General features: G+C 70.2%; 29 protein-coding genes. 16 read left to right on the top strand and 13 right to left on the bottom strand.

The window, feature by feature from the left end; all coding sequences use genetic code 11:
* The first annotated feature begins 90 nt into the window (after window positions 1–90).
* Window positions 91–2001, top strand: a complete 1911-nt coding sequence (gene typA, locus FVP77_RS08535) for a translational GTPase TypA (RefSeq protein ID WP_147894085.1) — start codon at window positions 91–93, stop codon at window positions 1999–2001.
* Between the two features lie 54 nt (window positions 2002–2055).
* On the opposite strand, the gene FVP77_RS08530 is transcribed toward typA, so the two are convergent.
* Window positions 2056–2604 (bottom strand): XRE family transcriptional regulator, encoded by a 549-nt coding sequence (locus FVP77_RS08530; RefSeq protein WP_147894084.1) that lies wholly within the window; start codon window positions 2602–2604, stop codon window positions 2056–2058.
* 65 nt (window positions 2605–2669) lie between these two features.
* On the opposite strand from FVP77_RS08530, the gene FVP77_RS08525 reads away from it, so the two are divergent.
* The 6 genes from FVP77_RS08525 to FVP77_RS08500 all read left to right on the top strand — a co-directional run bounded on the left by FVP77_RS08525 (window position 2670) and on the right by FVP77_RS08500 (window position 7018).
* A complete protein-coding gene (locus tag FVP77_RS08525) occupies window positions 2670–3437 on the top strand; it encodes an AzlC family ABC transporter permease (protein WP_147894083.1) in 768 nt (255 codons plus the stop codon).
* Entirely contained in the window at window positions 3434–3748 is a 315-nt protein-coding gene (locus FVP77_RS08520; RefSeq protein ID WP_147894082.1) for an AzlD domain-containing protein, read from the top strand. The genes FVP77_RS08525 and FVP77_RS08520 overlap by 4 nt, the downstream gene beginning before the upstream one ends.
* Window positions 3749–3783: 35 nt before the next feature.
* Window positions 3784–4179, top strand: coding sequence for a DUF6113 family protein (locus FVP77_RS08515; RefSeq protein ID WP_147894081.1), 396 nt, complete (start codon window positions 3784–3786; stop codon window positions 4177–4179).
* Window positions 4176–4496, top strand: a complete 321-nt coding sequence (gene fdxA / locus FVP77_RS08510) for a ferredoxin (protein WP_116646225.1) — start codon at window positions 4176–4178, stop codon at window positions 4494–4496. Before FVP77_RS08515 ends, fdxA begins: the two co-directional genes overlap by 4 nt.
* Before the next feature lie 4 nt (window positions 4497–4500).
* Complete coding sequence (gene dapC, locus FVP77_RS08505) at window positions 4501–5607, top strand: succinyldiaminopimelate transaminase (RefSeq protein ID WP_147894080.1); 1107 nt, start codon at window positions 4501–4503, stop codon at window positions 5605–5607.
* Between the two features lie 115 nt (window positions 5608–5722).
* On the top strand, window positions 5723–7018 hold the full coding sequence (locus FVP77_RS08500; RefSeq protein WP_147894079.1) for a citrate synthase: 1296 nt from the start codon (window positions 5723–5725) through the stop codon (window positions 7016–7018).
* A gap of 107 nt (window positions 7019–7125) precedes the next feature.
* Here FVP77_RS08500 and dapD read toward each other — a convergent pair whose 3' ends face one another.
* Window positions 7126–8082, bottom strand: a complete 957-nt coding sequence (gene dapD, locus FVP77_RS08495; protein WP_147894078.1) for a 2,3,4,5-tetrahydropyridine-2,6-dicarboxylate N-succinyltransferase — start codon at window positions 8080–8082, stop codon at window positions 7126–7128.
* 78 nt (window positions 8083–8160) lie between these two features.
* Here dapD and dapE point away from each other — a divergent pair, with 78 nt between their 5' ends.
* The 3 genes from dapE (at window position 8161) to FVP77_RS08480 (ending at window position 10679) form a co-directional block, all read left to right on the top strand.
* Window positions 8161–9237 (top strand): succinyl-diaminopimelate desuccinylase, encoded by a 1077-nt coding sequence (gene dapE, locus FVP77_RS08490; RefSeq protein ID WP_147894077.1) that lies wholly within the window; start codon window positions 8161–8163, stop codon window positions 9235–9237.
* Entirely contained in the window at window positions 9219–10439 is a 1221-nt protein-coding gene (locus FVP77_RS08485; RefSeq protein ID WP_147894076.1) for a hypothetical protein, read from the top strand. The genes dapE and FVP77_RS08485 overlap by 19 nt, the downstream gene beginning before the upstream one ends.
* 69 nt (window positions 10440–10508) lie before the next feature.
* Entirely contained in the window at window positions 10509–10679 is a 171-nt protein-coding gene (locus tag FVP77_RS08480; protein ID WP_116646231.1) for a DUF3117 domain-containing protein, read from the top strand.
* Window positions 10680–10733: 54 nt separating this feature from the next.
* Here the strand turns inward: FVP77_RS08480 and FVP77_RS08475 are convergent, their stop codons facing one another.
* Window positions 10734–11372, bottom strand: a complete 639-nt coding sequence (locus tag FVP77_RS08475; protein WP_116646232.1) for an O-methyltransferase — start codon at window positions 11370–11372, stop codon at window positions 10734–10736.
* 72 nt (window positions 11373–11444) lie between these two features.
* On the opposite strand from FVP77_RS08475, the gene FVP77_RS08470 reads away from it, so the two are divergent.
* Window positions 11445–11822: a twin-arginine translocase TatA/TatE family subunit gene (locus FVP77_RS08470; protein ID WP_246134023.1), complete on the top strand. Its 378-nt coding sequence runs from the start codon at window positions 11445–11447 to the stop codon at window positions 11820–11822.
* Between the two features lie 9 nt (window positions 11823–11831).
* Here the strand turns inward: FVP77_RS08470 and FVP77_RS08465 are convergent, their stop codons facing one another.
* The 5 genes from FVP77_RS08465 to FVP77_RS08445 are packed head-to-tail and all read right to left on the bottom strand — an operon-like array spanning window position 11832 to window position 17573.
* On the bottom strand, window positions 11832–12959 hold the full coding sequence (locus FVP77_RS08465; protein WP_147894075.1) for an epoxide hydrolase family protein: 1128 nt from the start codon (window positions 12957–12959) through the stop codon (window positions 11832–11834).
* Between the two features lie 37 nt (window positions 12960–12996).
* Window positions 12997–14532 (bottom strand): carboxylesterase/lipase family protein, encoded by a 1536-nt coding sequence (locus FVP77_RS08460; RefSeq protein ID WP_147894074.1) that lies wholly within the window; start codon window positions 14530–14532, stop codon window positions 12997–12999.
* A 55-nt stretch (window positions 14533–14587) separates the two neighbouring features.
* Window positions 14588–15742, bottom strand: a complete 1155-nt coding sequence (locus tag FVP77_RS08455) for an Mrp/NBP35 family ATP-binding protein (RefSeq protein WP_147894073.1) — start codon at window positions 15740–15742, stop codon at window positions 14588–14590.
* Window positions 15739–16263, bottom strand: a complete 525-nt coding sequence (locus FVP77_RS08450; protein WP_147894072.1) for a DUF1003 domain-containing protein — start codon at window positions 16261–16263, stop codon at window positions 15739–15741. Before FVP77_RS08450 ends, FVP77_RS08455 begins: the two co-directional genes overlap by 4 nt.
* On the bottom strand, window positions 16263–17573 hold the full coding sequence (locus FVP77_RS08445) for a magnesium transporter MgtE N-terminal domain-containing protein (RefSeq protein ID WP_147894071.1): 1311 nt from the start codon (window positions 17571–17573) through the stop codon (window positions 16263–16265). Before FVP77_RS08445 ends, FVP77_RS08450 begins: the two co-directional genes overlap by 1 nt.
* Window positions 17574–17637: 64 nt before the next feature.
* Here FVP77_RS08445 and FVP77_RS08440 point away from each other — a divergent pair, with 64 nt between their 5' ends.
* Genes FVP77_RS08440 through FVP77_RS17240 form a run of 3 tightly spaced genes read left to right on the top strand, consistent with a single transcriptional unit; the run spans window position 17638 to window position 18923 of the window.
* The gene (locus FVP77_RS08440; RefSeq protein WP_147894070.1) at window positions 17638–18261 is read left to right on the top strand and encodes a YflT domain-containing protein; all 624 of its coding nucleotides are present in this window, start codon (window positions 17638–17640) and stop codon (window positions 18259–18261) included.
* A complete protein-coding gene (locus FVP77_RS08435; RefSeq protein ID WP_425463127.1) occupies window positions 18258–18770 on the top strand; it encodes an alpha/beta hydrolase family protein in 513 nt (170 codons plus the stop codon). The genes FVP77_RS08440 and FVP77_RS08435 overlap by 4 nt, the downstream gene beginning before the upstream one ends.
* A gap of 12 nt (window positions 18771–18782) precedes the next feature.
* Window positions 18783–18923 (top strand): hypothetical protein, encoded by a 141-nt coding sequence (locus tag FVP77_RS17240; protein WP_425463126.1) that lies wholly within the window; start codon window positions 18783–18785, stop codon window positions 18921–18923.
* A 3-nt stretch (window positions 18924–18926) separates the two neighbouring features.
* On the opposite strand, the gene FVP77_RS08430 is transcribed toward FVP77_RS17240, so the two are convergent.
* Both FVP77_RS08430 and FVP77_RS08425 read right to left on the bottom strand, forming a co-directional pair.
* A complete protein-coding gene (locus tag FVP77_RS08430; RefSeq protein WP_147894069.1) occupies window positions 18927–20348 on the bottom strand; it encodes an aminopeptidase P family protein in 1422 nt (473 codons plus the stop codon).
* Between the two features lie 28 nt (window positions 20349–20376).
* Entirely contained in the window at window positions 20377–21408 is a 1032-nt protein-coding gene (locus tag FVP77_RS08425) for an endonuclease/exonuclease/phosphatase family protein (RefSeq protein WP_147894068.1), read from the bottom strand.
* Window positions 21409–21465: 57 nt separating this feature from the next.
* On the opposite strand from FVP77_RS08425, the gene FVP77_RS08420 reads away from it, so the two are divergent.
* A complete protein-coding gene (locus FVP77_RS08420; RefSeq protein WP_147894067.1) occupies window positions 21466–22329 on the top strand; it encodes a PHP domain-containing protein in 864 nt (287 codons plus the stop codon).
* Window positions 22330–22411: 82 nt separating this feature from the next.
* Here the strand turns inward: FVP77_RS08420 and FVP77_RS08415 are convergent, their stop codons facing one another.
* Window positions 22412–23869, bottom strand: a complete 1458-nt coding sequence (locus tag FVP77_RS08415; protein WP_147894066.1) for a DEAD/DEAH box helicase — start codon at window positions 23867–23869, stop codon at window positions 22412–22414.
* 183 nt (window positions 23870–24052) lie between these two features.
* On the opposite strand from FVP77_RS08415, the gene FVP77_RS08410 reads away from it, so the two are divergent.
* Window positions 24053–24769, top strand: coding sequence for a ferritin-like fold-containing protein (locus FVP77_RS08410; protein ID WP_147894065.1), 717 nt, complete (start codon window positions 24053–24055; stop codon window positions 24767–24769).
* 7 nt (window positions 24770–24776) lie between these two features.
* Here FVP77_RS08410 and FVP77_RS08405 read toward each other — a convergent pair whose 3' ends face one another.
* Complete coding sequence (locus FVP77_RS08405; RefSeq protein ID WP_147894064.1) at window positions 24777–25067, bottom strand: hypothetical protein; 291 nt, start codon at window positions 25065–25067, stop codon at window positions 24777–24779.
* 10 nt (window positions 25068–25077) lie between these two features.
* Complete coding sequence (locus FVP77_RS08400; RefSeq protein ID WP_116646245.1) at window positions 25078–25302, bottom strand: DUF3107 domain-containing protein; 225 nt, start codon at window positions 25300–25302, stop codon at window positions 25078–25080.
* Window positions 25303–25397: the final 95 nt, after the last annotated feature.

Genomic DNA, 25397 nt, shown 5'->3' with positions numbered 1-25397 from the left:
CGGAAACGGTCGTGCCCGCTTGCCCTGTCGGGCCGGATAGACTAGAGGGGCCCGATTCCGGGCGCCCTCCCCGAACCGCAAGGATTATTCATGGCGCACGCCCTCCGTTCCGATTTGCGCAACGTCGCGATCGTCGCGCACGTCGACCACGGCAAGACGACGCTCGTGGATGCGATGCTGCGCCAGACGGGCTCGTTCGGCTCGCACGAGCACATGGAAGAACGCGCCATGGACTCGAACGATCTCGAGCGCGAGAAGGGCATCACGATCCTCGCGAAGAACACGACGATCACGTACAACGGTGCCCACACCGAAGAGCCCATCACCATCAACGTGATCGACACCCCCGGCCACGCCGACTTCGGCGGCGAGGTCGAGCGCGGCCTGTCGATGGTCGACGGTGTCGTGCTGCTCGTCGACGCGTCGGAGGGGCCCCTCCCGCAGACCCGCTTCGTGCTGCGCAAGGCGCTCGAGGCGAAGCTCCCCGTCATCCTCCTGGTCAACAAGACCGACCGGCCCGACGCCCGCATCGCCGAGGTGGAGGAAGAGGCCCACGACCTGCTGCTGGGTCTCGCCTCCGACCTGCAGGACGACGTGCCCGACCTCGACGTCGACGCCCTGCTCGACGTTCCCGTCGTCTATGCGTCCGGCCGCGCCGGCGCCGCCTCGCGCAACCGCCCCGACAACGGCGCGCTGCCCGACAACGACGACCTCGAGCCGCTCTTCGGCGCCATCCTCGAGCACGTCCCCGCCCCGGCTTACGACGACGAGGCGCCGCTCCAGGCGTGGGTCACCAACCTCGACTCCTCGCCGTTCCTCGGCCGCCTCGCGCTTCTGCGCGTCTTCAACGGAACGCTCAAGAAGGGCCAGACGGTGGCCTGGGTGCGCGCCGACGGCTCGACGAGCAACGCGCGCATCACCGAGCTGTTGAAGACCCGCGCTCTCGAGCGCTACCCCGCCGAGTCGGCCGGCCCCGGCGACATCGTCGCCATCGCCGGCTTCGAAGACATCACGATCGGTGAGACGATCGCCGACCCCGACGACGTGCGTCCGCTGGCGCAGATCCACGTCGACGATCCGGCCATCTCGATGACGATCGGCACGAACACCTCGCCGCTGATGGGCAAGGTGAAGGGCCACAAGCTCACCGCCCGCATGGTGAAGGACCGCCTCGACCGCGAGCTCATCGGCAACGTATCGATCAAGGTCGTCGACATCGGACGCCCGGATGCCTGGGAGGTGCAGGGTCGCGGCGAACTCGCCCTCGCGATCCTCGTCGAGAACATGCGTCGTGAGGGCTTCGAGCTCACCGTCGGCAAGCCCCAGGTGGTCACGAAGAAGGTCGACGGCAAGACGTACGAGCCGTTCGAGCACCTGACGATCGACGCACCCGAGGAGTACCTCGGCGCCATCACGCAGCTGCTCGCCGGCCGCAAGGGCCGCATGGAGGGCATGACGAACCACGGCACCGGCTGGGTGCGCATGGAGTTCGTCGTCCCCTCGCGCGGTCTCATCGGCTTCCGCACCGAGTTCCTCACCACCACGCGCGGCACCGGCATCGCCAACGCGATCTCGCACGGCTACGAGCCGTGGGCCGGTGCGATCTCGACCCGTCAGAACGGTTCGATCGTCGCCGACCGCTCCGGCGTGGTGACCCCCTTCGCGATGATCGCCCTGCAGGAGCGCATGTCGTTCTTCGTGCAGCCGACCCAGGAGGTCTACGAGGGCATGGTCGTCGGCGAGAACTCGCGCGCCGACGACATGGACGTCAACATCACGAAGGAGAAGAAGCTCACGAACATGCGTGCCGCGAGCTCCGACACCTTCGAGTCGATGACCCCGCCCCGACTGCTGACGCTGGAGGAGAGCCTCGAGTTCGCCCGCGACGACGAATGCGTCGAGGTGACCCCGGAGGCGGTCCGCATCCGCAAGGTCGAGCTCGATGCGAACGTGCGCGGCCGCACCGCCTCGCAGCGCAAGCGCCAGGACGCCGGGGTCTGATACCCCCGCACCGCTGACGAAGGCCCCCGGATCCGTCCGGGGGCCTTCGTCGTGTCAGCGCAGTTCCGACACCATGACCGCACTGGTGCCCGGCAGCAGCGCCTCGAACACGTGAGCGGCGTCTCCCGTGTACGACACGTAGTCCCCGGGTTCGAGCACGACGGCGGCATCGGACGGACCCACGCGTGCCTGCCCACCGATCAGCACCACGTGCTCGGTGGTTCCGCGCTGGTGCGGCTTCGACAGTCGTGGTTCGCCCGGCTCGGCCCGGATCAGGTAGATGTCCCGACGCGCGTTCGGAGGACTCGCGGACAGCAGCGAGGCGAGGTACGGCGCGGCGGACGAGGGCACGCCGGGCGCCTCGGCGGCACGCACCAGCGTCGGCGTACCCGTCTCCTGATCGACGAACACGGCGAACGGCACCCCGAGCGCGTCGGCGAGGGCCCAGAGCGTCTCCACGCTCGGGTTGCCCGAGCCACCCTCCAGCTGAGACACGGTGGCCTTGGATACGCCGGCGCGCCGCGCCAGCTCCGACACCGAGACTCCGGCGGCCTCGCGTTCACGGCGCAGGGTGTGAGCGATGCGGGGGCCCAGAGTCGTCATGCGTTCAGTATGTCAAACGATCGTTCAGCTTGACTAGCAGTTCCCGGGCGTTCACACTGTCAGTCATGCGTTCATTCCGACGAACAGGCGGGCCGCGAGACCCTCTGTCGCGGCGGGCGGCACGTCAGGGTCTCGCGGTGGCCTTCGCGACGAGCGCCTACGGCATCTCATTCGGCGCGCTCTCCGTCGCCTCCGGCCTGGACGTCTGGCAGACCTGCGTCCTGAGCCTGTTCATGTTCACCGGCGGGTCGCAGTTCGCCTTCGTCGGCGTCATCGGCGCGGGAGGACCCGCCGCGGCTCCCGCGGCGATCGCGTCGTCCGCGCTGCTGGGCGTGCGAAACGCCGCCTACGCGATGCGCATGTCGCCCGTGGTCGGACGCGGCTTCTGGCGCCGAGCGGCGGCGACCCCCTTCACCATCGACGAGTCGACCGCGGTCTCGCTCGCGCAGACGACGACCCGGGCGCGCGCCGTCGGGTTCTGGGTCACCGGTATCGCGATCTACGTCGGCTGGAACATCTCCACCCTCGTGGGAGCGCTGCTGGGCGACGTCTTGGGGGATCCGAGACAGTACGGCCTGGATGCTGCGGCCGCCGCTGCCTTCCTCGCCCTGCTCTGGCCGCGCCTGAGAGGGCGCCAGGCGATCGCCGTCGGAGCAGCAGCCGCCGTTGTCGCCGTGCTTCTCACGCCGGGCCTCATGCCGGGAGTGCCCGTGATCGTCGCGGCGATCGTCGCACTGGCGGTCGGGTGGTTCAACCTGCTCGGTGAATCCGACCGGCGCGGGGGAGAAGCATCCGAGCCGCTCGACACCGCCGAACGGAAGGGCCTGCCGTGAGTCTCTGGAACGCCGTGCTGCTCGCTTCGGTCATCTGCGTCGCCGTGAAGGCCGTCGGCTACGCGGTGCCGGGTCACTGGCTCGAAGCGCCGCGCCCCGCGCGGGTCGCCGATCTGCTCACGGTGGCGCTGCTCGCCGCCCTGGTCGCCGTGCAGACCCTCGGGGTCGGGCAGGCGATCGTCGTCGACGCCCGCCTCCCGGCCGTGCTGGTGGCCGGCGGGCTCCTCGCCGTCCGCGCGCCGTTCCTCGTCGTCGTGGCCGCTGCGGCAGCGGTGGCCGCGCTGCTGCGTCTGTGGGGTTGGGCGAGCTGAGAGGGGCGCCGAGATCGCGCGGATACACTGACGCGGTGACGACCACGGTATCCCGCCTGCTGACCTGGCTCATCGCGGCGGTGATCGGTGTCGTGTACGGCACGGCGGCGACCGTCGCGCAGGCCTTCACGATCGGCGTGCTCCCGGTGGGGCTGGTGCTGGCCACCGTCGGCACGACCGCGCTCTTCGTCGCCCTGCGCCTGCTGGTCGGCGACCGGTGGACGACCCTGGCCGGGGGCCTCGGCGCGATCCTCGCGATGGTCGTGTTCTCGGGCACCGGCCCGGGCGGATCGGTGATCGTGGCGGCTCCGACCCCCGACACGGAGTGGATTCCGCTCACGTGGACGTTCGTCGTGCCGATCATCGTCGCGCTGGTGTTCGCGTGGCCCGACACCTCACGCCTCCCCGCGCCCCGTAAACTGGACGAGTGACGTATGTGATCGCTCTTCCGTGCGTGGATGTCAAAGACCGCGCCTGCATCGACGAATGTCCGGTCGACTGCATCTACGAGGGTGAACGGTCGCTCTACATCCACCCCGACGAGTGCGTCGACTGCGGTGCGTGTGAGCCGGTCTGCCCCGTCGAGGCCATCTACTACGAAGACGACCTGCCCGAAGAGTGGTCGGACTACTACAAGGCCAACGTCGAGTTCTTCGACGACATCGGGTCGCCCGGCGGAGCCGCCAAGGTCGGCGTGATCGCGAAGGATCACCCGGTCATCTCGGTTCTCCCTCCCCAGGGCGAGTAGGCGGATGGGCGTCGCCGATCTCGCCGACTACCCCTGGGATGCCGTCGCTCCGTACGCCGAGACGGCCCGTCGTCACCCGGGGGGCATCGTCGATCTCTCGATCGGTTCCCCGGTCGACCCCACGCCCGACGTGGTCGCCGACGCGCTGAAAGCCGCGACCGACGCGCACGCGTATCCGCAGACCGCGGGAACACCGCTCCTGCGGGAGGCGATCGCTCAGTGGTATGCACGCCGTCGCGGGGTCGCGGGTCTCACGCCCGAACACGTGCTCCCGACGGTCGGGTCCAAGGAGCTGGTGGCACTGCTGCCCCTCCTGCTCGGCCTGGGTGAAGGGGACACCGTCGTGCATCCGCGGGCGGCCTACCCCACCTATGAGGTCGGCGCCCGTCTCGTGGGGGCGACCCCGGTCGCAGCCGACGATCCCGCCGAGTGGCCGACCGGGACGAAGCTCGTCTGGATCAATTCGCCGGGCAATCCCGACGGACGCGTGCTGGGGGTCGACCACCTCCGCCGGGCTGTGTCGCGTGCGCGCGAGCTGGGCGCGGTGCTCGCCTCCGACGAGTGCTATGCCGAACTGGGATGGGAGGGGGAGTGGGCGGATGCCGCCGTGCCCAGCATCCTCGATCCCCGGGTCGTCGGCGACGACCTCGCCGGCGTGATCTCGGTCTACTCGCTCAGCAAGCAGTCGAATCTCGCGGGATACCGCGCGGCTTTCCTCGCCGGCGATCCGACGATCGTGGCGAGGCTCCTCACGGGTCGCAAGCATCTCGGCCTCATGCCACCGGCGCCGGTCCAAGCAGCGATGGTCACGGCCCTCGGCGACGATGCGCACGTTCGCGCCCAGAAGGCCCGATACGCCGCGCGCCGGGCCGTGCTGAAGCCGGCGGTCGAGGCCGCGGGCTTCCGCATCGACCGCAGCGAGGCGGGTCTCTACCTCTGGGCGACGGAGGGTCGCGATGCCTGGGAGAGCCTGGGCAGACTCGCCGACCTCGGCATCCTGGCCGGCCCCGGCCACTTCTACGGGTCGCATTTCCCGCAGCACGTCCGTCTGTCGCTCACCGCGACCGACGAACGCATCCGCACAGCGGCCGAGCGGTTGCGGTCCGCGTAGAGCCGCCGTTTTGGACGCGACCTCCATCAGACTGGTCCATCCTTTGGCGGTGTCCGCCGTACCCGCCGACGACTTATAGGCTGTAAGAACCGATCTGATTTCGCGAGGAGGCGCCATGAGCGACGCGGCAGCGCAGGACGACAAGGCCACCGTCACCGTCGGCGGCACCACTGCTGAATTCCCGGTCATCCGAGGAACCGACGGCGCCCCGAGCGTCGACATCTCGACCTTCACCCGGCAGACGGGTCACACGACCCTCGACTACGGGTTCGTCAACACGGCGTCGACGAAGTCGGAGATCACCTTCATCGACGGCGACCAGGGCATCCTGCGATACCGCGGCTACCCGATCGGCCAGCTGGCTCAGAACAGCACCTATCTCGAGGTCGCGTGGCTGCTGATCTACGGCGAACTGCCGACCGCCGACGAGCTGGCCGCCTTCGACGAGCGCATTCGTCGCCACACCCTTCTCCACGAAGACCTCAAGCGCTTCTTCTCGGCGCTTCCCCACACCGCGCACCCCATGTCGGTGCTCTCGGCAGCCACCGCGGCGCTCTCGACGTACTACGAGGGGGAGTCCGACCCGCACAACCCCGAGCACGTCGAACTCAACACCGTGCGGATGCTGGCGAAGCTGCCCGTCATCGCGGCGTACGCGCACAAGAAGAGCGTCGGTCAGGCATTCCTGTACCCCGACAACTCGCTCGGCTTCGTCGACAACTTCCTCAAGCTGAACTTCGGAGTCCACTCCGAGCACTACGAGGTCAACCCGGTGATGTCCCGCGCACTCGAGCGACTGCTGATCCTCCACGAAGACCACGAGCAGAACGCGTCGACGTCGACCGTGCGCCTGGTCGGATCGACGGGTGCGAACCAGTTCTCGTCGATCTCGGCCGGCATCAACGCCCTGTACGGGCCGCTGCACGGCGGCGCCAACGAGGCGGTGCTGGCGATGCTCGGCCGCATCCGCGACTCCGGCGAGAGCGTCGAGCGCTTCGTCGAGCGTGTGAAGAACAAGGAAGACGGCGTGAAGCTCATGGGCTTCGGGCACCGGGTCTACAAGAACTACGACCCGCGCGCCAAGCTGGTGAAGGAGTCCGCCGACGAGGTGCTGCAGGCACTCGGCGTGAGCGATCCGCTCCTCGATCTCGCGAAGGAGCTCGAGGAGATCGCCCTTCACGACGATTACTTCAAGGAGCGCCGTCTGTACCCGAACGTCGACTTCTACACCGGCGTGATCTACAAGGCGATGGGCTTCCCGACGCGCATGTTCACCGTGCTGTTCGCGATCGGCCGACTGCCCGGATGGCTGGCGCACTGGCGCGAGATGCAGCACGACCCGCAGACCAAGATCGGTCGCCCGCAGCAGCTCTACACGGGAGCGCCCGAGCGCGACTATCCCGGCGCCTGAGCTCGCTCGGCCGTCCGACGACGAAACCCGTTCCTCGCAGCGAAACCCCCGCAGAATGTCGGGGTCTCGCCGAGAGGAACGGGTTTCGTCGTTCTTGCGGGCCTCCGCTACGCGTGCAGGGCCTCGTTGAGGGTGACGCCGACGCCCGAGCGGACGGATGCTTCGATCGACCCGGTGAGCGAGTTGCGCCGGAACAGCAGCCCATCGCGGCCGGACAGGTCGGAGCCCTTCGCGGTCGGGCGCGCGCCATCGGCATTCGTCGGCTGATCGGCCAGCACGATCTTCGATCCGGCGGTGACGTAGAGGCCCGCCTCGACGATGCAGTCGTCGCCGAGCGAGATGCCGATGCCCGCGTTCGCGCCGAGGAGCGTGCGCGCGCCGATCGACACGCGGTGCGATCCGCCGCCCGAGAGGGTGCCCATGATCGACGCCCCGCCCCCGATGTCGCTGCCGTCGCCGACGACGACGCCCTGCGAGATGCGGCCCTCGACCATCGAGGCGCCCAGGGTGCCCGCGTTGAAGTTGACGAAGCCCTCGTGCATGACGGTCGTGCCAGGGGAGAGGTAGGCGCCCAGGCGCACGCGCGAGGCATCGGCGATGCGGACGCCCGCCGGCGTGACGTAGTCGAGCAGGCGGGGGAATTTGTCGAGGCTCTGCACCTGGATGCCCTCGCGCAGGAGGAACGGGCGCAGACGCGTGGCGTCGTCGGGATGCATCGGACCCGCATTGGTCCACGCGACGTTGGGCAGGTGTCCGAAGATGCCCGTCAGATCGACCTCGTTGGGCATGGCGAGCCGGTGGGAGAGAGCGTGCAGGCGCAGGTAGGCGTCCGCCGTCGAGGTGGGCGCCGCATCCAGGTCGACCTCGATCGCGATGACCTCGGTGGAGACGGCGCGCCGGGGGTCGGCGACGGCGAGCTGGTCGAGCGTCGCTGGCGGGATCGCCGGGTCGAGCCCCAGCGGCAGTCGCCCGAGCGCGGGTTCGGGGAACCACGCGTCGAGGACCGTGCCGCTCTCGCTCACAGTCGAAAGGCCGAATCCCCATACCCAACGGTCGTCGCTCATGCTTCCACGGTACTGGTCCCGCCGAGGCGGGCCGTCCTCCGGGCGGGAGGCAGTGCGCGCGGTCGGTAGAATCGGGCCATGCCGGTTCTCGACCTGTCATCGTCCGCGGTCGATCTCACCCGCACCATCTGCGACATCCCCAGCGTCTCCGACGACGAGGGAGCGCTCGCCGACGCGATCGCGGCCGCCGTCGCAGACCTCGCGCACCTCGAGGTGTACCGCGACGGAGACACCATCGTGGCCCGCACGAACCTCGGGCGTGCGAAGCGCGTCGTGATCGCGGGGCACATCGACACGGTGCCGATCAACGCGAACCTACCCACCCGCGATGTCGACATCGACGGCGAGCCGCACCTCTGGGGGCGCGGCACCGTCGACATGAAAGCCGGCGTGGCCGTGCAGCTGAAGCTCGCGGTCGAGCTGACCGATCCTCGCGTCGACATCACCTGGATGTGGTACGACCACGAGGAGGTCGCAGCCGACCTCAACGGACTCACGCGCCTCGCCCGTACGCGCCCCGACCTGTTCGCGGGTGACTTCGCCATTCTCGGCGAGCCGTCGAACGGCCAGGTAGAGGGCGGATGCAACGGAAACTTGCGAGCGATCGTGCGCACCAGCGGCACGCGGGCGCACAGCGCGCGGGCGTGGGTGGGCGACAACGCCATCCACCGCGCGGCACCCATCCTCGCGCGCCTCGCCGAGTACCGCCCCCGCGACGTCGAGGTCGAGGGCCTCGTCTACCGCGAGGGACTCAACGCCGTCCGCATCGCCGGCGGTGTCGCCGGCAACGTCATCCCCGATGCCTGCGAGGTCGAGGTCAACTACCGTTTCGCTCCCAGTCTCGACGGTGAGCAGGCCTCGCAGCACGTCCGAGAGGTGTTCGCCGGTTTCGACGTCGAGGTCATCGACCTCGCCGAGGGAGCCCGCCCGGGCCTCGACGCGGCGCTCGCCCAGGAGTTCGTCCGCGCGGTCGGTGCGGAACCGCGCCCGAAGTACGGCTGGACCGACGTCGCCCGGTTCTCGGCGATGGGAATGCCCGCGGTGAACTTCGGGCCCGGCGACCCGAGCCTTGCCCACCACGACGAGGAGCGCGTGCCGCTGCGCCAGATCGACGATGTCGAGCGCGGACTCCGGGCGTGGCTGACGCAGTCCTGACACGCGCCGGGCGCGGTTGGACGCGCATCCCGGTCGCCGCGCGGATCGGCATCATCTACGTGCTCGCGCGCGTCGTGACGACTGTCTTCCTGCTGCTCGCCGCCCACCTCTCGGTGCAGGGCTCCCGTTTCGGCGACGGCGCCGGGCTGGGCGACTTCGTCGTCGGCTGGGATGCCACGTGGTACTGGTTCACGGCGGTCAACGGGTATCCGGCACAGCTGCCGCTGACCGATGGCGGAGCGGTAGCCGAGAACTCGTGGGCGTTCATGCCCCTGTACGCGTACGCATCGGCGGGGCTCGGCGGGCTGCTGGGCTCGTGGGGTGCCGGAGCCCTCGTCATCTCCGTGACGGCCGGATACGGCGCATCCGTCGCTCTGTACGCCCTGATGAGGCCGCGGCTCGACCGCGCGGCGGCGATGTGGGCCGTGGTGTTCTTCGCCTCGGGTCCGCTGGCCGCGCTGTTCCAGGTGGGCTACGCGGAGTCGCTGTTCCTCTTCTTCCTCTTCGCGGCGCTGTGGTGCCTGCGGGAGCGCCGCTACGGATGGCTGTACCTGTTGATCCCGCTGATGGGATACACCCGCCCGGGCATCCTCGCGTTCGCCCTGCTGCTCGGGTTGTACGGCGTGTGGCGCTGGTTCCGCCGCCGTCGCGAGACGCTGCCGGCTCGCGAGATCGTCCACATCGTCGCGCTCGGGGCCCTGGCGACCGCTGTGGGCTTCTCCTGGCAGCTGATCGCCGCCGTGGTCACGGGGGACTCCGGTGCGTACCTGGCGACCGAGCTCGCGTGGCGCCGCAACTGGCTCGGCGAGACGACGCCCCATTTCGTGCCGTTCGACGGTTTCGTGCAGGCGTCGGCCTTCTGGTTCCGCACCTGGGGTCTCGGCGAGATCGCCGGGTACGTCGCGCTCGTCCTCCTGGTCGTCGGACTCGCCGCGGCGCTGCTCCTTCTGCCCCAGGTGCGCAGGCTCGGTGTCGAGGTGCGCCTCTGGTCGGCCAGCTACCTGCTGTACCTTCTCGCGGTGTTCTTCCCGCAGTCGAGCATCTTCCGGCTGCTGGTGCCGCTGTCGCCACTGTGGGGCGCTCTCGCCGTTCCGAAATCGCCCGTCTGGCGTCTGAGCGTGCTCGCGGTCGCCTTGCTGGGCCAGTGGTGGTGGATATACAACATGTACGCCCTGGGCAACACCTATTGGCAGATCCCCTGAGGCCGCCGTTATGTTGCGTTCGCTCACGATAAACTACTTATGCAGACCTAACGACGAAAAGGAGCCACGATGGCAGCCATGAAGCCGAGAACCGGGGACGGGCCGATGGAGGCCGTGAAGGAGGGGCGCCTCATCATCGTGCGTGTTCCGCTCGAGGGCGGCGGGCGCCTGGTCGTCTCCGTCAACGATGCAGAAGCCAAGGAGCTCTACGACGTGCTCAGCGGGGTCGTCAGCGCCTGACGTCTCGTCCTTCACGATGGCGATCGCTCTTCGGAGCGGTCGCCATCGCCGTTCTCACGGGGTCTCGGGGAGCGTCGTGAGCTGCAGCAGGCCCTCGCCCGTGATCGACAGGGCGCCGATGACGGCGGGGGACGCCTGCGTCTCCTGGATCAGGGAGCGGTACGCCGCGGTCTGAGGATCGCGGCGCACCGGATCGGAGACGGCGCCGCCGGCGAGCACCCGGGGGACCAGCACGGTGCCTCCCGCGCGCACGAGTCGGAGACCGTGCTCGACGTACTCGATGACGCCCTCGGGATCGGCGTCGATCAGCACGATGTCGTACGACGCCTCGTTCATGCGGGGAAGGACGTCGGAGGCCCGACCGGTGATGAAGCGGGCGCGGGCGGCGGGGATCTTCGCGTCGGCGAACGCCTGGCGGGCGGCACCGAGGTGCTCGGGCTCGCTGTCGATCGTGGTGAGGGTCGCACCGGGTGCGCCGCGCAGGAGCCAGAGCCCGGACACGCCTCCACCGGTGCCGACCTCGATGATGCTCCGGGCGCGGGATGCTGCGGCGATGACCGCCATCTGAGCGCCCACCGGCGCGCTCACGGGCTGTGCTCCGAGTTCGAGGGCATGCGCGCGCGCCCTCGCGATGTGCTCGGGCTCCACCGTCGCCTCCGACACGAATCGCTGGTTCGCTTCGCTACCGCTCATCTCGACCTCCTCGCACAGATTACGTGGGCGAGGCACAGCGCACGCGTAGGCGCGACGAGTACGCTGAGACCCATGTTCTTCGGGCTCACCATCGAGAAGCTGCTGCTGATCGGGGTGATCGCCGCGCTCCTCATCGGACCCGAAAGACTGCCTCGCTACGCCGAGGGGCTCGCGCGTCTGACGACCCGCGCGAAAGAGATGCTCCAGGGCGCCCGATCGCGGGTTCGCGACGAGATGGGCTCCGAGTTCGACGACGTCGACTGGCGCAAGCTCGACCCCCGTCAGTACGACCCGCGACGCATCATCCGCGAGGCTCTGCTCGACGACGCGCCGGTCGCGAGCGTCCAGGCCGCGAGCGTCGCGGCCACGATGGCCGCGGCGGGAACGGAACCCACCCGCGGAGCCTTCTCTCCCGACGTCAGACCGCCGTTCGACTCCGAGGCCACCTGACCGACATGCTCACCGCAGCGGTCTGAGGAACTCCCGGAGGTCGTCGGCCAGGAGCGCGGGCTCCTCGTGCGGTGCGAAGTGCCCGCCCCGCGGCATGCGGGTGTACCGCACCACGTCGTAGGTGCGTTGGGCCCACTCGCGCGGAGGCTGCGTCAGGTCGAACGGGAAGACCGCGACGGCGGTGGGGACGACCACGGGCCCCACGCGCGCCGTGCGCCCGGTGGCGAACTCCCAGTACGGCCGGAACGAGGTCGAGATCGCGTTCGAGAACCAGTAGAGCGACGCCTGGGTCAGGAGGAAGTCGTCGCTGAACCTCGATGACAGGTCGCCACCGCAATCGCTCCACGCCCGGTACTTCTCCACGATCCACCCCAGCAGCCCCGCCGGGGAGTCCGAGAGGGCCGGTGCGAGGCTGAGCGGTCGTGTCTGCTGCTCGTGCTCGTAGCCGCCCTCCTCGTCGTGCCAGCGCTCCGCGGACGAGACATACGCCCGCTCGGCGGCGGAGAGGGTGTCCGACGCGATGGAGAGCGGCGACGCGACCGCGAGGAGGTGTATCCCCACGACCGATTCGGGGTGGGCGTGCGCGAGTCGCGACGTGATGCCTGCCCCGAGGTCGCCGCCGTGCGCGGCGTACCGATCGAAGCCCAGAGCGTCGTGCATCAGCCGATGCCAGAGCTCATGGGTCTGATCCTCGTGGGAAGGGCGCTGCGGTGAGAACGGGAACCCCGGGAGGGCCGGCACGATGACGGTGAGCGCGTCCGCCGCGTCACCGCCGTGCTCGGACGGGGTGGAGAGGTGCCGCGCCAGCTCGACGAGTTCGACCGCCGTGCTCGGCCATCCGTTCGTGAGGATCACGGGGAGTGCGCCGGCCGTCTCGGCGTCGAAGCGCAGGTAGCGCAGCGGCACCCCGTCGAGCAGGACCTCCGCCCACGGCAGATCGTTGATCTCCCGCTCGCGCGCCTCCCAGTCGTAGCCGTCCGCCCAGTAGGCGACCAGACGGCGGAGCTCGGCCTCGTCGGTTCCGGCAGCCCACCCGTCGACAGGCCACCGGGGTGCCCATCGCGTGTTCCGGAGTCGGTCGCGGAGCCCGCTCACGTCAGCGGCCGACACGGTGGACACACGCTCGAGGGCACTCATGATCGGCCCCTCCGCGTCTCCGGCGCGACGCCGTCTCTCACGGGAACGCCAACGGGGTCGTGCCCCAGACGCTCAGACCCTCGGCATCGAGGTCTGCGACCGCGGCATCCGTCCTGTCGATGACGAGCGAACGGCGCTCGGGCACGGTGTACGGCGGCCACGGCGCGCTGTCGTCGTCGGCCGAGGGTTCGCCGTCGACGGCGAACCCGATCCATCTCGACTGCATGCGGGTCGACACGGCCCGGCCGGTGCGGAGTCCGCCGAGTCGGAAGGTGATGTCCTTGCGCGACGTGGCGAGGTTTCCCCAGACGTAGGGGAGCTCGGTGCCGTGGGAGGCACCGATGCCGAGGAGGCGCAGGAGCGGTGTCGTCCAGTCGAACCGGTAGAGGTAGGTCGGCGCGACCCGGCTGTGCCCCTCGGCGACCCAGACGGTCGGCATCCGGAATCCGAGGTCGCGCGAGATCGCCGGTCCGCGGGCGGGAGCCCGCAGGCCGCTGTAGGCGCCGGCGATCTCGGCATCGGCGGGCACGTCCAGATCCGGACGCTCGGCGCGGAGATCGGCCGTCATGACGGCGAGCGCTTCGGTGCTGACCGGCATCAGCGGCGACTTCATGCGCGTGAACAACGTGGCCTCGTCGCGATTGGTGCCGATGATGAGCGGGACCGGCAGTGAGCCGCCGCGGGCGAAGACGGCCGGCGGGTGCTCGGGGACCAGGTGGCCGTCGACGACGGGGGCGAACGCGAGGGTGCCCGGGTCGTCGTGCGGGATGCGGGAGAAGATGTCCATGCCCGCCGAGGTGATCCGATCCGCGGCGAGGCCCCGGAGCATGCCGGTGTCGGATGCGTCGATCCCCAGGTCGTGCAACAGGGTGCGGGCGACGTGCTCGGAACGGTCCTGCCCGTACACGGACGTCGCGGGGGAGCTCTCGGCGATGGCGCGGGCGAAGAGGCCACTCGCCTCCGGCACCGCGAGCAGTGTCGTGACGATTCCGCCGCCGGCCGATTCGCCGAACAGCGTGACCCTGTCGGGGTCGCCGCCGAAGGCGCGGATGTTCTCCTGCACCCATCGCAGCCCCGCGAGCACGTCGCGCAGCGCCGGGTTCGGGTCGGCGTCGGGCAGCAGGCGCGAGAGGTCGAGGAAGCCGAGCGCGCCGACCCGGTACGCGAGGGTCACGACGACGACTTCGCCGGTGTGGGCGAACGATCGTCCGTCGAACATCGGCTGCGCGGTGCCGCCGAACATGTACGCGCCGCCGTGCACCCAGGCCATCACCGGGAGATCGTCTCCGGGGCGCGCCGACTCCGGGGTCCAGACGTTGAGGAAGAGGCAGTCCTCGCTCTGCGAGACCCCGTCGGGGAACACGATGATCTGGTTCGCGGGCTGGACGGGCATCGGGCCGAACGCGGTCGCATCCGCGGGTTCCGTCCACGCCTCGGGGAGCTCGGGCGCACGCCACCGCAGGTCTCCGACGGGAGGAGCGGCGAACCGGATACCCCGGAAGCTCCGGACCGACCCGTCGGAGGTACCCCGAACCGGTCCGTGAACGGTGTCGACGACGTCGTTATCTGCCACGCGGCATCCTTCCCTCGGATGGCGTCAGGCTACCGGGCTCCGACCGGTCGCCCGGTCAGCGGGGAGTGAACGGCAGGCTGCGACCGGCGAGGCCTCGACCCTGGCCGGCGAGCGTCGCGGCCACGGCGACGATGGCGCGAGCAGCGGGGTCGGCGGGGTCGGCGACGACCACGGGGACTCCGGCGTCGCCGCCCGTTCGCAGCGCCGGGCTCAACGGCACCGTGCCGAGCAGGGGGACGGCGTCGCCCGCCGCCGAGAGCGCTTTCGCGACTTCCGAGCCGCCCCCGGCGCCGAACAGGTCGAGCGTGCTGCCGTCGGGGAGGGTCATCGCCGACATGGTCTCGACGACGCCGATGATCCGCTGCCCGGTCTGGCGGGCGACGAGCCCGCTGCGGACGGCGACGTCGGATGCTGCCGACTGGGGCGTGGTGACCACGAGCACCTCGGCGTGGGGGAGGAGCTGTCCGACGGAGATCGCGACGTCGCCGGTTCCGGGCGGCATGTCGAGGAGGAGGACGTCGAGGTCGCCGAAGAAGACGTCGGTCAGGAACTGCTGCACCGTGCGGTGAAGCATGGGCCCTCGCCATGCCACGGCGCCGGCGGCGTCCTCGCCGGGACGGCGGAGGAACATGCCGATAGAGATGACCTTCACGTCGTACGCCACCGGCGGCAGCATGAGGTCGTCGATGCGGGTCGGTGCCGGGGGCAGGCCGTCGTCGTCGACGAGTCCGAGCAGGGCGGGGATCGAGAATCCGTGCACGTCGGCGTCGATGAGCCCCACGCGCAGCCCGCGGCGGGCCAGCGCCACGGCCAGGTTCGCCGTCATCGTCGACTTGCCGACACCGCCCTTGCCGCTCGTGACGGCGATCACACGCGTCAGCGAGTCGGGGCCGAACGGCATCTGGCGTGCGGGTCTGCCGTTCCGGAGCTTCTCGGTCAGCGCCCTACGCTCGTCCGGGCTCATCACACCGAGCTCGACGTCGACCGACCCGATGCCGTCGACTCCCGCCGCGGCGGCTCGAACCTCGCGCTCGATCCTGTCGGCGGCCGGGCAGCCCACGATCGTCAGCGCGATGCCCACGCGAGCGAGGCCGCCCTCCACGCGGATCTCGCGCAGCATGTCGAGCTCGCCCAGGGGGCGGCGCAGTTCGGGGTCGACGACGCCGGCGACGGCCGAACGCACCGCGTCGGTTAGTGCGGCGTCGGTCACGTGGCGGTCGACTCGCGGTCGTCGCGTCGATCGAGCTTCTTCAGCAGGCTCTTGAGCTCGGCGCGCAGCACCTCGCGGGTGACGACCTCGTCGGTCGATTCGCGCACCGCCATACGCAGCGCCACGACCTCGCGAGCGAGGTACTCGGTGTTCTCGAGGTTGCGCTCGGCTCGCTGGCGGTCCTGCTCGATCTGCACCCGGTCGCGGTCGTCCTGTCGGTTCTGCGCGAGCAGGATGAGGGGCGCGGCGTAGGAGGCCTGGAGCGAGAGGATCAGCGTGAGCAGGGTGAAGTTCGTCGCGACCGGGTCGAACTGCCACTCCACGGGAGCGGTGGAGTTCCACGTCAGCCAGACGACCACGAAGACCGTCATTCCGATCAAGAACCCCGAGGTGCCCATCGCCCGGGCGAACGCCTCGGAGAACTTGCCGAAACGGTCGCGCGACGGCTGCGGGGTGCGGCCGAGCTTGCCGCCGCGGGCGCGAGGGGCATCGAGAGCGGTGCGACGCTTCTCGCGGGCCATCATCGCCTCCTCGGGGGCACGGTCGGAATACTTGTGGTCGAGAGCGGCCGGACGGGGGCCGACGACTTCGGATCATCGCTGTCGTGCGAGCGCCAATCGTCGGGCAGAAGGTAGTCGAGCACGTCGTCGACGCTCACCGCGCCGACGAGCCGGTGGGCCTGATCGACCACGGGGAGCGACACGAGGTTGTAGCTCGCGAGGAGGCGGGCGACCTCGGCCGCCGACGCTGTCGCGGGCACGGCCGAGACGGTGTCGTCGATGATCGCGCCGAGTCGCTCGTGCGGGGGGTAGCGCAGCATCCGCTGGAAGTGCACCGTGCCCAGGAGCCGTCCGGTGGGGGTCTCGTAGGGGGGGAGCGTGACGAACACGGATGCGGCGAGGGCGGGATGCAGCTCGTGCCTGCGGATGAGCGCGAGGGCCTCCGCGATCGTGGCGTCGGCGGACAGCACGATCGGCTCGGGAGTCATGAGACCGCCGGCCGTGTCGGGGCTGTACTTCAGGAGGGCCCGGACGTCGTCGGCCTCCTCGGGCTCCATGAGGTCGAGGAGCTGCTCGAGACGGCCCTCGGGGAGCTGGCCGAGGAGGTCGGCGGCGTCGTCCGGCTCCATCGCGTCGAGGATGTCGGCGGCGCGCTCGTCTCCGAGCTGCTCGAGGATGTGCACCTGCTCCTCTTCGGGCATCTCTTCGAGGGCGTCGGCGAGACGGTTGTCGGGGAGCTCCTCGGCGACCTCGATGAGGCGGTCGCCGGGGAGGTCGAGCAGCGTGTTCGCGAGGTCGGCGGGTTTGAGGTCGGCGTAGGTCGCAACGAGCTGCTCCGCCGACTGGGACTCGCCCGGCACCTGCTGCTCGCGCACTTCCGACCACGACGCGAACGTCGTCGCGCCGCGCGCGAACGGCGAGGCGCTCGTCTTGGGGCGGCGGAGGAAGAGCTGTCCGACGTCCCAGTCGCCCAGTCGATTGCGCTCGATCGCCACGTCTTCGATGACCGCGTCGCCCGAGCCGTCGACGAGGAAGACGCGCCGGCCGAGGAGCTCGGCCATCACCCGCACCTCGCCGCCGCGCTGCTGGAAGCGACGGACGTTGATGAGTCCGGTCGTGATGACCTGGCCCGTGGCGATGGAGGTCACGCGCCCGATCGAGACGAACACGTGTCGTCGGCCGGGGATCTCGACGACGAGGCCGACGACCCTGGGCGGGTCGGCCGACCGGTAGATCACCACCACGTCGCGGACCTTGCCGAGCCGGTCACCGGCAGGATCGAATACCGTGCAGCCCGCGAGGCGAGCGACGAAGACTCGTTGCGTGCTCACTCCTCCAGAGTAGCCCGCGACCTCAGCCGATCGGGTGCGCGCCGCTGCGTGAGAGAATGAACGCATGAGCATGCTCGGCGGACGCGTCCCCTCCGGTCGCGAAGAAGTCGGGGAGCAGGTGGCGTCCTTCCCCACGTACGAGGGAGCGCAGAAAGCGGTCTCGGCGCTGATCGCCGCCGACGTCCCCGCGCGCGACATCGCGATCGTCGGCAAGGGTCTTCGCTCCATCGAGCGCGTGACCGGCCGGCTCGGCTACGCGACGGCGGCGCGCTCGGGTGCCGTGAACGGCGTCCTGCTCGGTCTGCTGTTCTCGTTCATCTTCGTGCTCGGCGAGCCCACGGTGCAGATCGGCGCGTTCCTGGGCGTCATGTTCGTGGGCGTGGCCATCGGCATGCTGCTGAGCCTCATCACCTACTCCATCGTGCGTCGTCGTCGCGATTTCGCCTCGGTCATGCAGGTCGTCGCCGATCGCTACGAGGTGTGCGTGACGGCGTCGAGCCTTCACCGCGCGCGGCAGATCGTCGGGCCGGGTTCGGCGCCCGCCGCCGACACGTCGGCGGCGAGCGATCCGGCGCCGACGCCCGTGGCGCCCCAGCCTGAAGAGCCGCCCCGCTACGGCGAGCGTCTGCCGCCGGCCGCCCCCTCTCAGGGTGCGCCCTCGCCGGAGCGGATCGAACCTCCCGCGTGAGCGAGCGGCCGCTGACCGTCGACCTCCCGGCCGGCCCGGCGACCGTCTCGACGGTCTGGGAGCGGCCCGAGGGCGCGTGGGCGACTATCGCCGTCGCACACGGCGCGGGGGCCGGTCACCGGCATCCGTTCCTCGAAGGACTCGCGCGATCGCTCGTCGATGCCGGCATCGCGACGCTCCGCTTCAACTTCCCCTACGTCGAAGCCGGACGCCGGATGCCGGGGCCTGCCGGCCATGCGATCGCCACCTGGGGGGCGGTCTTCGCCTGGCTGGAGGACGCCGCTGCCCCCGGGCCCGTGTGGGCGGCCGGCAAGTCGTACGGCGGTCGGATGGCCTCCATGGCGGCGGCCGATGGAACGATCGCCCCGGCGGGACTCATCTATCTCGGCTACCCGCTGCACCCGCCCGGCGACCCGTCGAAGGCGCGGACCGCGCATCTCCCCGACATCGAGCAGCGGCAGGTCTTCATCGAGGGCACGAACGACCCGTTCGTCGACCCGCACGATTAGCTCGAGGCGGCGGTGGCCTCCTGCCGGGACGCGAGACTGCTGTGGGTCGAAGGCGGCGGCCACTCGTTCGAGATCAAGGGCCGCAAGCGCCCCGCCGACGAGGTCGGCGCCGACCTCGCCCCGATCGTCGTCGAGGCGATGCGAGCGGGCTGACGCTCAGCGCGTCGAGAGGCGGGCCACCCATTCCTCGACCTCGTCGGCGGTGCGGGGGATTCCCGCAGAGAGGTTCTCGGGGCCGTCCACGGTCATGAGGATGTCGTCCTCGATCCGCACGCCGATGCCCCGGTACTCCTCGGGGACGGTGAGGTCGTCGACCTGGAAGTAGAGTCCCGGCTCGATCGTGAACACCATGCCGGGTTCCAGCTCGCCGTCGTAGTACATGTCGCGACGGGCCTGGGCGCAGTCGTGCACGTCGATACCGAGGTGATGGCTCGTGCCGTGCACCATGTAGCGACGGTGCTGACCGCCGCGCTGGGGGTCGAGCGCTTCAGCGGCCGTCACCGGCAGGAGACCCCACTCGGCCACGCGCGCAGCGATGACCTTCATGGCCGCTTCGTGGACGGAGCGGAACTTCACGCCGGGCTTCGCGGCGGCGAACGCCGCATCGGCGGCCTCGCGCACCGTCTCGTAGATCTTCCGCTGAACGGGCGAGAACGTGCCGTCGACGGGGATGGTGCGCGTGATGTCGGCGGTGTAGAGGCTGTCCACCTCGACGCCGGCGTCGACGAGCAGCAGGTCGCCGGGTACCACCGCGCCGTCGTTGCGCGTCCAGTGGAGGTAGCAGGCGTGCGGTCCGGATGCGGCGATGGTGTCGTAGCCCTCGGTGTTGCCGTCGCTGCGCGCGCGCTGGTGGAACACGCCCTCGATGATCCGCTCGCCGCGGGGATGCGCGACGATGCGGGGGAGGTCGGAGACGATGTCGTCGAACCCCTTCGCGGTGACGTCGACGGCGAGGCGCATCTGCGAGATCTCCCAGTCGTCCTTGACGAGCCGCAGCTCGGAGACGACCCGTGCCAGATCGTCGTCGTCGCCGAGGATGACGTCGTCGTCGCCGTGCTCGAGCGTGTCGAGGTGCGCGGTCGCGAGGCCGAGGTCGGCGGACACCCCGGCGAGCGAGGGGCGGGGGCCGATCCAGAACTCGCCGATCGCGGCGTCCGCGTAGAACTCCGGGGTCGTGCGGTCGGCGCGTTCACGGAAGTAGAGCACGACCTCGTGGCCACCGTCGCGCGGCTCGAAGACGAGCACGGAGTCGGGCTCGGACTCTGTCTCCCACCCCGTGAGATGGGCGAACGCGGAGTGGGGTCGGAACGGGTAGTCGGTGTCGTTGCTGCGCTGCTTCAGACCGCCGGCCGGGATGACGAGCCGCTTGCCCGGGAACGCGCGTGACACGGCATCCCTGCGGCGGGCCGCCCAGGCGGCCTGCTCGCGGGGCTCGGGGACGCTGTCGGGGCGCGTCGCCCAGCCTTCGGCGATCGAGTCGAGGAACCCCTGCGGGAAGGGCTGCCGCCGATTCGTCGTGGTCTCGACCGGTGCGTCATCGGTCGCCGTCGTCGTCTCGTTCTGGCCTGCGTCGCTCATACTCCCAGTGTCTCACCGGGAGGGCGGATCATCCCTCGGCGGGCTCGAGCTGGACGACGAGCGGACGATGGTCGCTGCCCGAGGAGTCGAGGGACTTCAGCACCGCGGAACCCGTGACACGCCATTTCGGCGAGACGAGGACGTGGTCGATCGGGGCGCCGAAGAGTGCGGGGAACTCCGTCGTCCAGGTGCCGACTCCGCCGTTGCCGGTGTCGGCGGCGGCGTCGTGGCATCGACCGAGAGCCCCACCGTCGACGCCGAGCCCCGCCATGTGATCGAGCGTGGCGTTGAAGTCGCCCGCGAGGATGACGTTGTCGGCGGCGCACTGGTCGGCGAGCCACTGCAGGTCGTCGCGCCATTGCTGCATGTACGACTGCCGGGGTGCCACCGCGTGCGCGGCCACCACGATCGGACCGTCGCCGGAGGTCGGCATGGCGACGGCGCTCGGGACGGTGGAAGTGTTGCTCGAGCCGTCCTGCGACGACTCGATGACGGAGTAATCGCCCAGCTCGGGGCTGATGAGCACGGTCGTGGAGGTGGCGTCCCATCCGTCGATGCCGTACTCGCCGTACTCGGCGTGGTGCGCCCACATGGGCCGGCCGAGATCGCCCATGTCGACCGCCACCTTCTCGCCGGTGTCGATCGTCGTCTCGGGGAGCGTGATGATGTCGGCGTTCATCGCGACGGCGATCTGCGCGATCGTCTCGGGAGCCGTTGCCGAGCCCGCCGTGTTCCACGTCATCACACGCAGGCTCGTGTCGGTCTTGTCGGGCAGCGTGTCGGTGCCGATGCCGCGGGAGACCAGGATGCCGGCGTTCGCTCCCGCCGCGACGAGCGAGACGGCCGCCAGCGTGAGCGCGAGGGCACGGATCGGGCGCGCCAGCGCAAAGATCAGCGCGAGGATCGCGAGGGCCGCGAACGCGGCAGCCAGAGGCCCCCGGAACGACACGATCTGCGCGATCGGGAAGGTGCGCTCGAGCTTGAACAACTGGGGCCAGGTGAGCACCGCCGCCCCGCCTGTGCAGAGCAGCGCGATGAGGACCCCCAAGACGCGACGCACCCCGTGACTCTAAGACAGCAGTCTGGGAGATCGGCGGATGCGGCTACCCTCGGGGGAGTGGAGTCGGTGAGCAGGTTCGAGGGTCCGAGCGACCTGCACCTCCATTCCGCGTGCTCCGACGGCACCGAGGCTCCGGCGCTCGTCATGGCGGCCGCCCACCGCCACGGGCTGCGGACCGCGGCGCTGACCGACCACGACACGACGTCGGGGTGGGCGGAGGCCGCCGAGGCGGCGACCTCCCTCGGCATGACGTTCCTCCCCGGCATGGAACTGTCCGCTCGACACGAATGGCGAAGCGTCCACCTCCTGGCCTACCTCTTCGATCCCGACGAGGCGTCGCTGCGCGCGATGACCGATCGCATCCGGTCATCGAGGCTCGACCGCGCGCGGGTGATGGCCGACCGCATCTCACGGGACTACGACCTGGTGTGGGACGACATCGTCGCCCAGACCTCCGACGGGGCCACCGTCGGTCGCCCGCACATCGCCGACGCCCTCGTCGCACGCGGGCTCGTGCACGACCGCGCCGAGGCGTTCGCGGGCATCCTGAGTCCGGCGGGCGACTACTACGTGGCGTTGTACGCGCCGGATCCGGTCACGGCGGTCTCGCTCGTGGTGGGGGCCGGGGGAGTGCCGATCATCGCGCATCCCGCAGGTCGCGCGGGGCTCCTCCCGTCGCGACTGCTCGACCGCATGCTCGACGCGGGCCTCGCCGGCTTCGAGCTGGGCCACCGCGAGAACCTCGCTCCCGGCATCCGGACGCTCCGGCGCATCGCCGACGACCGCGGCCTCATCGTCACCGGCTCGAGCGACTACCACGGTCTCGGCAAGCCGAATCAGCCCGGTGAGAACACGACCACCGACGCCGAGGTCGCGAAGATCATCGCCCTCGCGAGCGGTACGGCGCCCGTCTACCCCTGACTCCGCCCCACGACGAAGGGGCGTCCGGTCGTCGGACGCCCCTTCGGGAGATTCGGATGCTGCGCCCGGCGGACGCGGCGGGTCAGGCTGCGGGTGCGCCGCCGCCCGTACGGGCTCCGCCGCGACGACGACGCCGGCGACGCGGTGCGGCGTTGCCGTCGTGGTGCTCGGATCCGCCGCCGTCGTGCGTGCCGGCGCCCTCGGGCGCGGCGACCGTCGCGCCGCCGTGCTCGGCGATCGGCTGGGGTTCGCGCGCGGACTGCTCCGGACGCGAGCGGCGACGACGGCCGCCGTTCTCCGCCGAGCCGGAGTCGGAGCGCGGCTTCGATGTCTCCGCCGCCTGGGCGCGGGGCGCCGTGGTGAGACGGCCCTTGGTGCCCTCGGGGATGTTCAGGTCGGTGAACAGGTGGGGGCTCGACGAGTAGGTCTCGGTGGGCTCGGGCTGTCCGAAGTCGAGCGCACGGTTGATGAGCGCCCACTTGTGGAGGTCGTCCCAGTCGACGAACGTGACGGCGATGCCCGTCTTGCCGGCGCGGCCGGTGCGCCCGGCGCGGTGCAGGTAGGTCTTCTCGTCGTCGGGGATCGTGTGGTTGATGACGTGGGTCACGTCGTCGACGTCGATGCCGCGAGCCGCGACGTCGGTGGCGATCAGCACGTCCTTCTTGCCGGCCTTGAAAGCGGCCATCGATCGCTCGCGGGCCTCCTGGCTCATGTCGCCGTGCACGGAGGCGGTGTTGAAGCCCCGGTCGCCCAGCTCGTCGGAGAGGCGCTGCGCGGCGCGCTTGGTGCGCGTGAAGATGACGGTCTTGCCGCGTTCGTCGGCCTGCAGGATGCGGGCGATGACCTCGTCCTTGTCGAGCGAGTGCGCGCGGTAGACGAGGTGCTGGATGTTCGCCTGCGTCAGGCCCTCGTCGGGGTCGGTGGCGCGGATGTGTATGGGGTTCGACATGAACCGGCGGGCGAGGGCGACGATCGGCCCCGGCATCGTCGCGGAGAAGAGCTGCGTGTGGCGCACCGGCGCGACCTTCGTGAAGATCTTCTCGATGTCGGCGAGGAAGCCGAGGTCGAGCATCTTGTCGGCCTCGTCGAGCACGACCTCGACGGCGCTCGACAGGTCGAGAAGGCGCTGGTTGTTGAGGTCGATCAGACGACCCGGTGTGCCGACGACGATCTGCGCGCCGGCTTTCAGCTGGTCGATCTGGCCCTCGTAGGCCTTGCCGCCGTAGATCGCGACGACGCTGGTGGACCGGCCCGACGTGAGCATGTCCATGTCTTCGTAGACCTGCACCGCGAGTTCGCGCGTGGGGACGACGATGAGCGCCTTCACCCCGGGCTCGGGGTTCGGGCCGAGGCGCTGCACCACGGGGATGCCGAAGCCGAAGGTCTTGCCCGTACCGGTCTTGGCCTGTCCGATGATGTCCTGGCCGGGAAGGCCGAGGGGGATGGTCTGCTCCTGGATGGGGAAGGCATCGACGATGCCTTTCGACGCGAGCACGTCGACGATGTCCTGGTCTACGCCGAGCTCGGCGAAGGTCGTCACGATATGAGCCTGTCCGGCGGAAGAGAGCCGCCTAGAGTGATCGGTCCACGCCTTCACTCAGCCGCAGGCGCGGGGGTCCCGATCCGACGCCGGGACCCCTCAACGATACCGGAGCGGCTCGGATGCAGCTGAAAGGGGCGTACCTCGGCGGGGCGGACCGGCGGCGGGCTTAGGCTTTCGTACGTGTTCGAGTGGTTGCGTCGTCGTGGTCGCCCTGCCGGTCGCACCCTCACTCTGAGGTCGCGCGGCGATTTCGGCGACGCCGTGCGGGTCGATTTCGCCGAGCTGGCGCCGGAGGTCGATACCTTCCTCGGCCAGGCGGCGTACCTGCAGCTCGGCTTCTTCGAGACACTGAGCGAGCTGATCGCCTCGACGCCCGAGCTCGCGCAGAAGGAGGCGCTCTCCCGCGCCGCGGGTGCGGCACTCACGAAGCACGAGGCGCTCGTCTCCCTCATCCGGGAGCGGGGCGACGATCCGACGGCCCTCATGCTGCCGTTCCGCGAATCGCTCGACGCGTTCCGCCGCGCGACGCACGGTGTCCGGCCCCAGGAGACCATGGTCTCGGTGCACATCACGGCCGGCATGCTCGACGACTTCTACCTGGCCCTGTCGGCGAGCTACGGCGACACCGGCCGTCGCGTCGCACGCATCCTCCGGGCCGACGACGACCGCCAGGCCATCGTCGAGATCATCGCGGCCACGATCGACAGCGACGAGGAGTGGCGTTCCCTCCTGGCGATGTGGGGCCGACGACTCGTCGGCGACACTCTTCTCGTGGCACGCGCGGCACTTCGGCCGACGACGCTCGTCGCTGCCGACGAGGAGAGGGTCGAGCCGGTCTTCACCGAGCTGATGGCCGCTCATTCGCGGCGCATGGACGCCACCGGCCTCGCGGCCTGACGTCGGGTCAGACCAGACCGAGGCGCTGGCGTTCGCGCTCGTCTCCGCGCACCCGGGCGGCGCCGAGTGCGAGCACGACGGGTGCCGTGACGACGGCCGGTACGACGATCGCCGACAGCCAGATCCAGGGGTTGTCGATGCCGACGCCGGCCCAGGTGAGGGCAGCCCACGTCACGACACCCGCGACGGCGGCGATCGCCGGGGCGACCACCACCCCGCGCTTCTGACGGTGGGGGAGCGCGAAGTGCAGGGCGACGCCGATCACCACGGCGATCAGCAGAGCGAGCGCGATCTGCATGGCGCCGGACTCAGGCGACGAAGCCGACGCGGCGCGACTCTTCGGTGCCGAACTCGATGTAGGCGAGGGTCGCGGTGGGCACGAGGTAGCTGTTGCCCTTCACGTCGGTGAAGTTCAGGTGCGACGCCTTGGCGTCGAGGGCGTCGGCGACGGACTTCTTCACGGCGTCCGATGCCTCGGAGGTTTCGAAGCTGAGCTCACGGCCGGTGTTCGCGATGCCGATGCGGATCTCCACGGTGGTGCCCTTTCCGGCCCGGGTCTGCCCCGGGCGCACCAAAACTCTACGACAGGGCGCGTATCCCTCCGGCCGTTCCCCGAACGCTCTCGGCG

This window comes from Microbacterium hatanonis (assembly GCF_008017415.1).
GTDB lineage: Bacteria > Actinomycetota > Actinomycetes > Actinomycetales > Microbacteriaceae > Microbacterium > Microbacterium hatanonis.
This window is presented reverse-complemented; position numbering and strand designations above follow the sequence as displayed.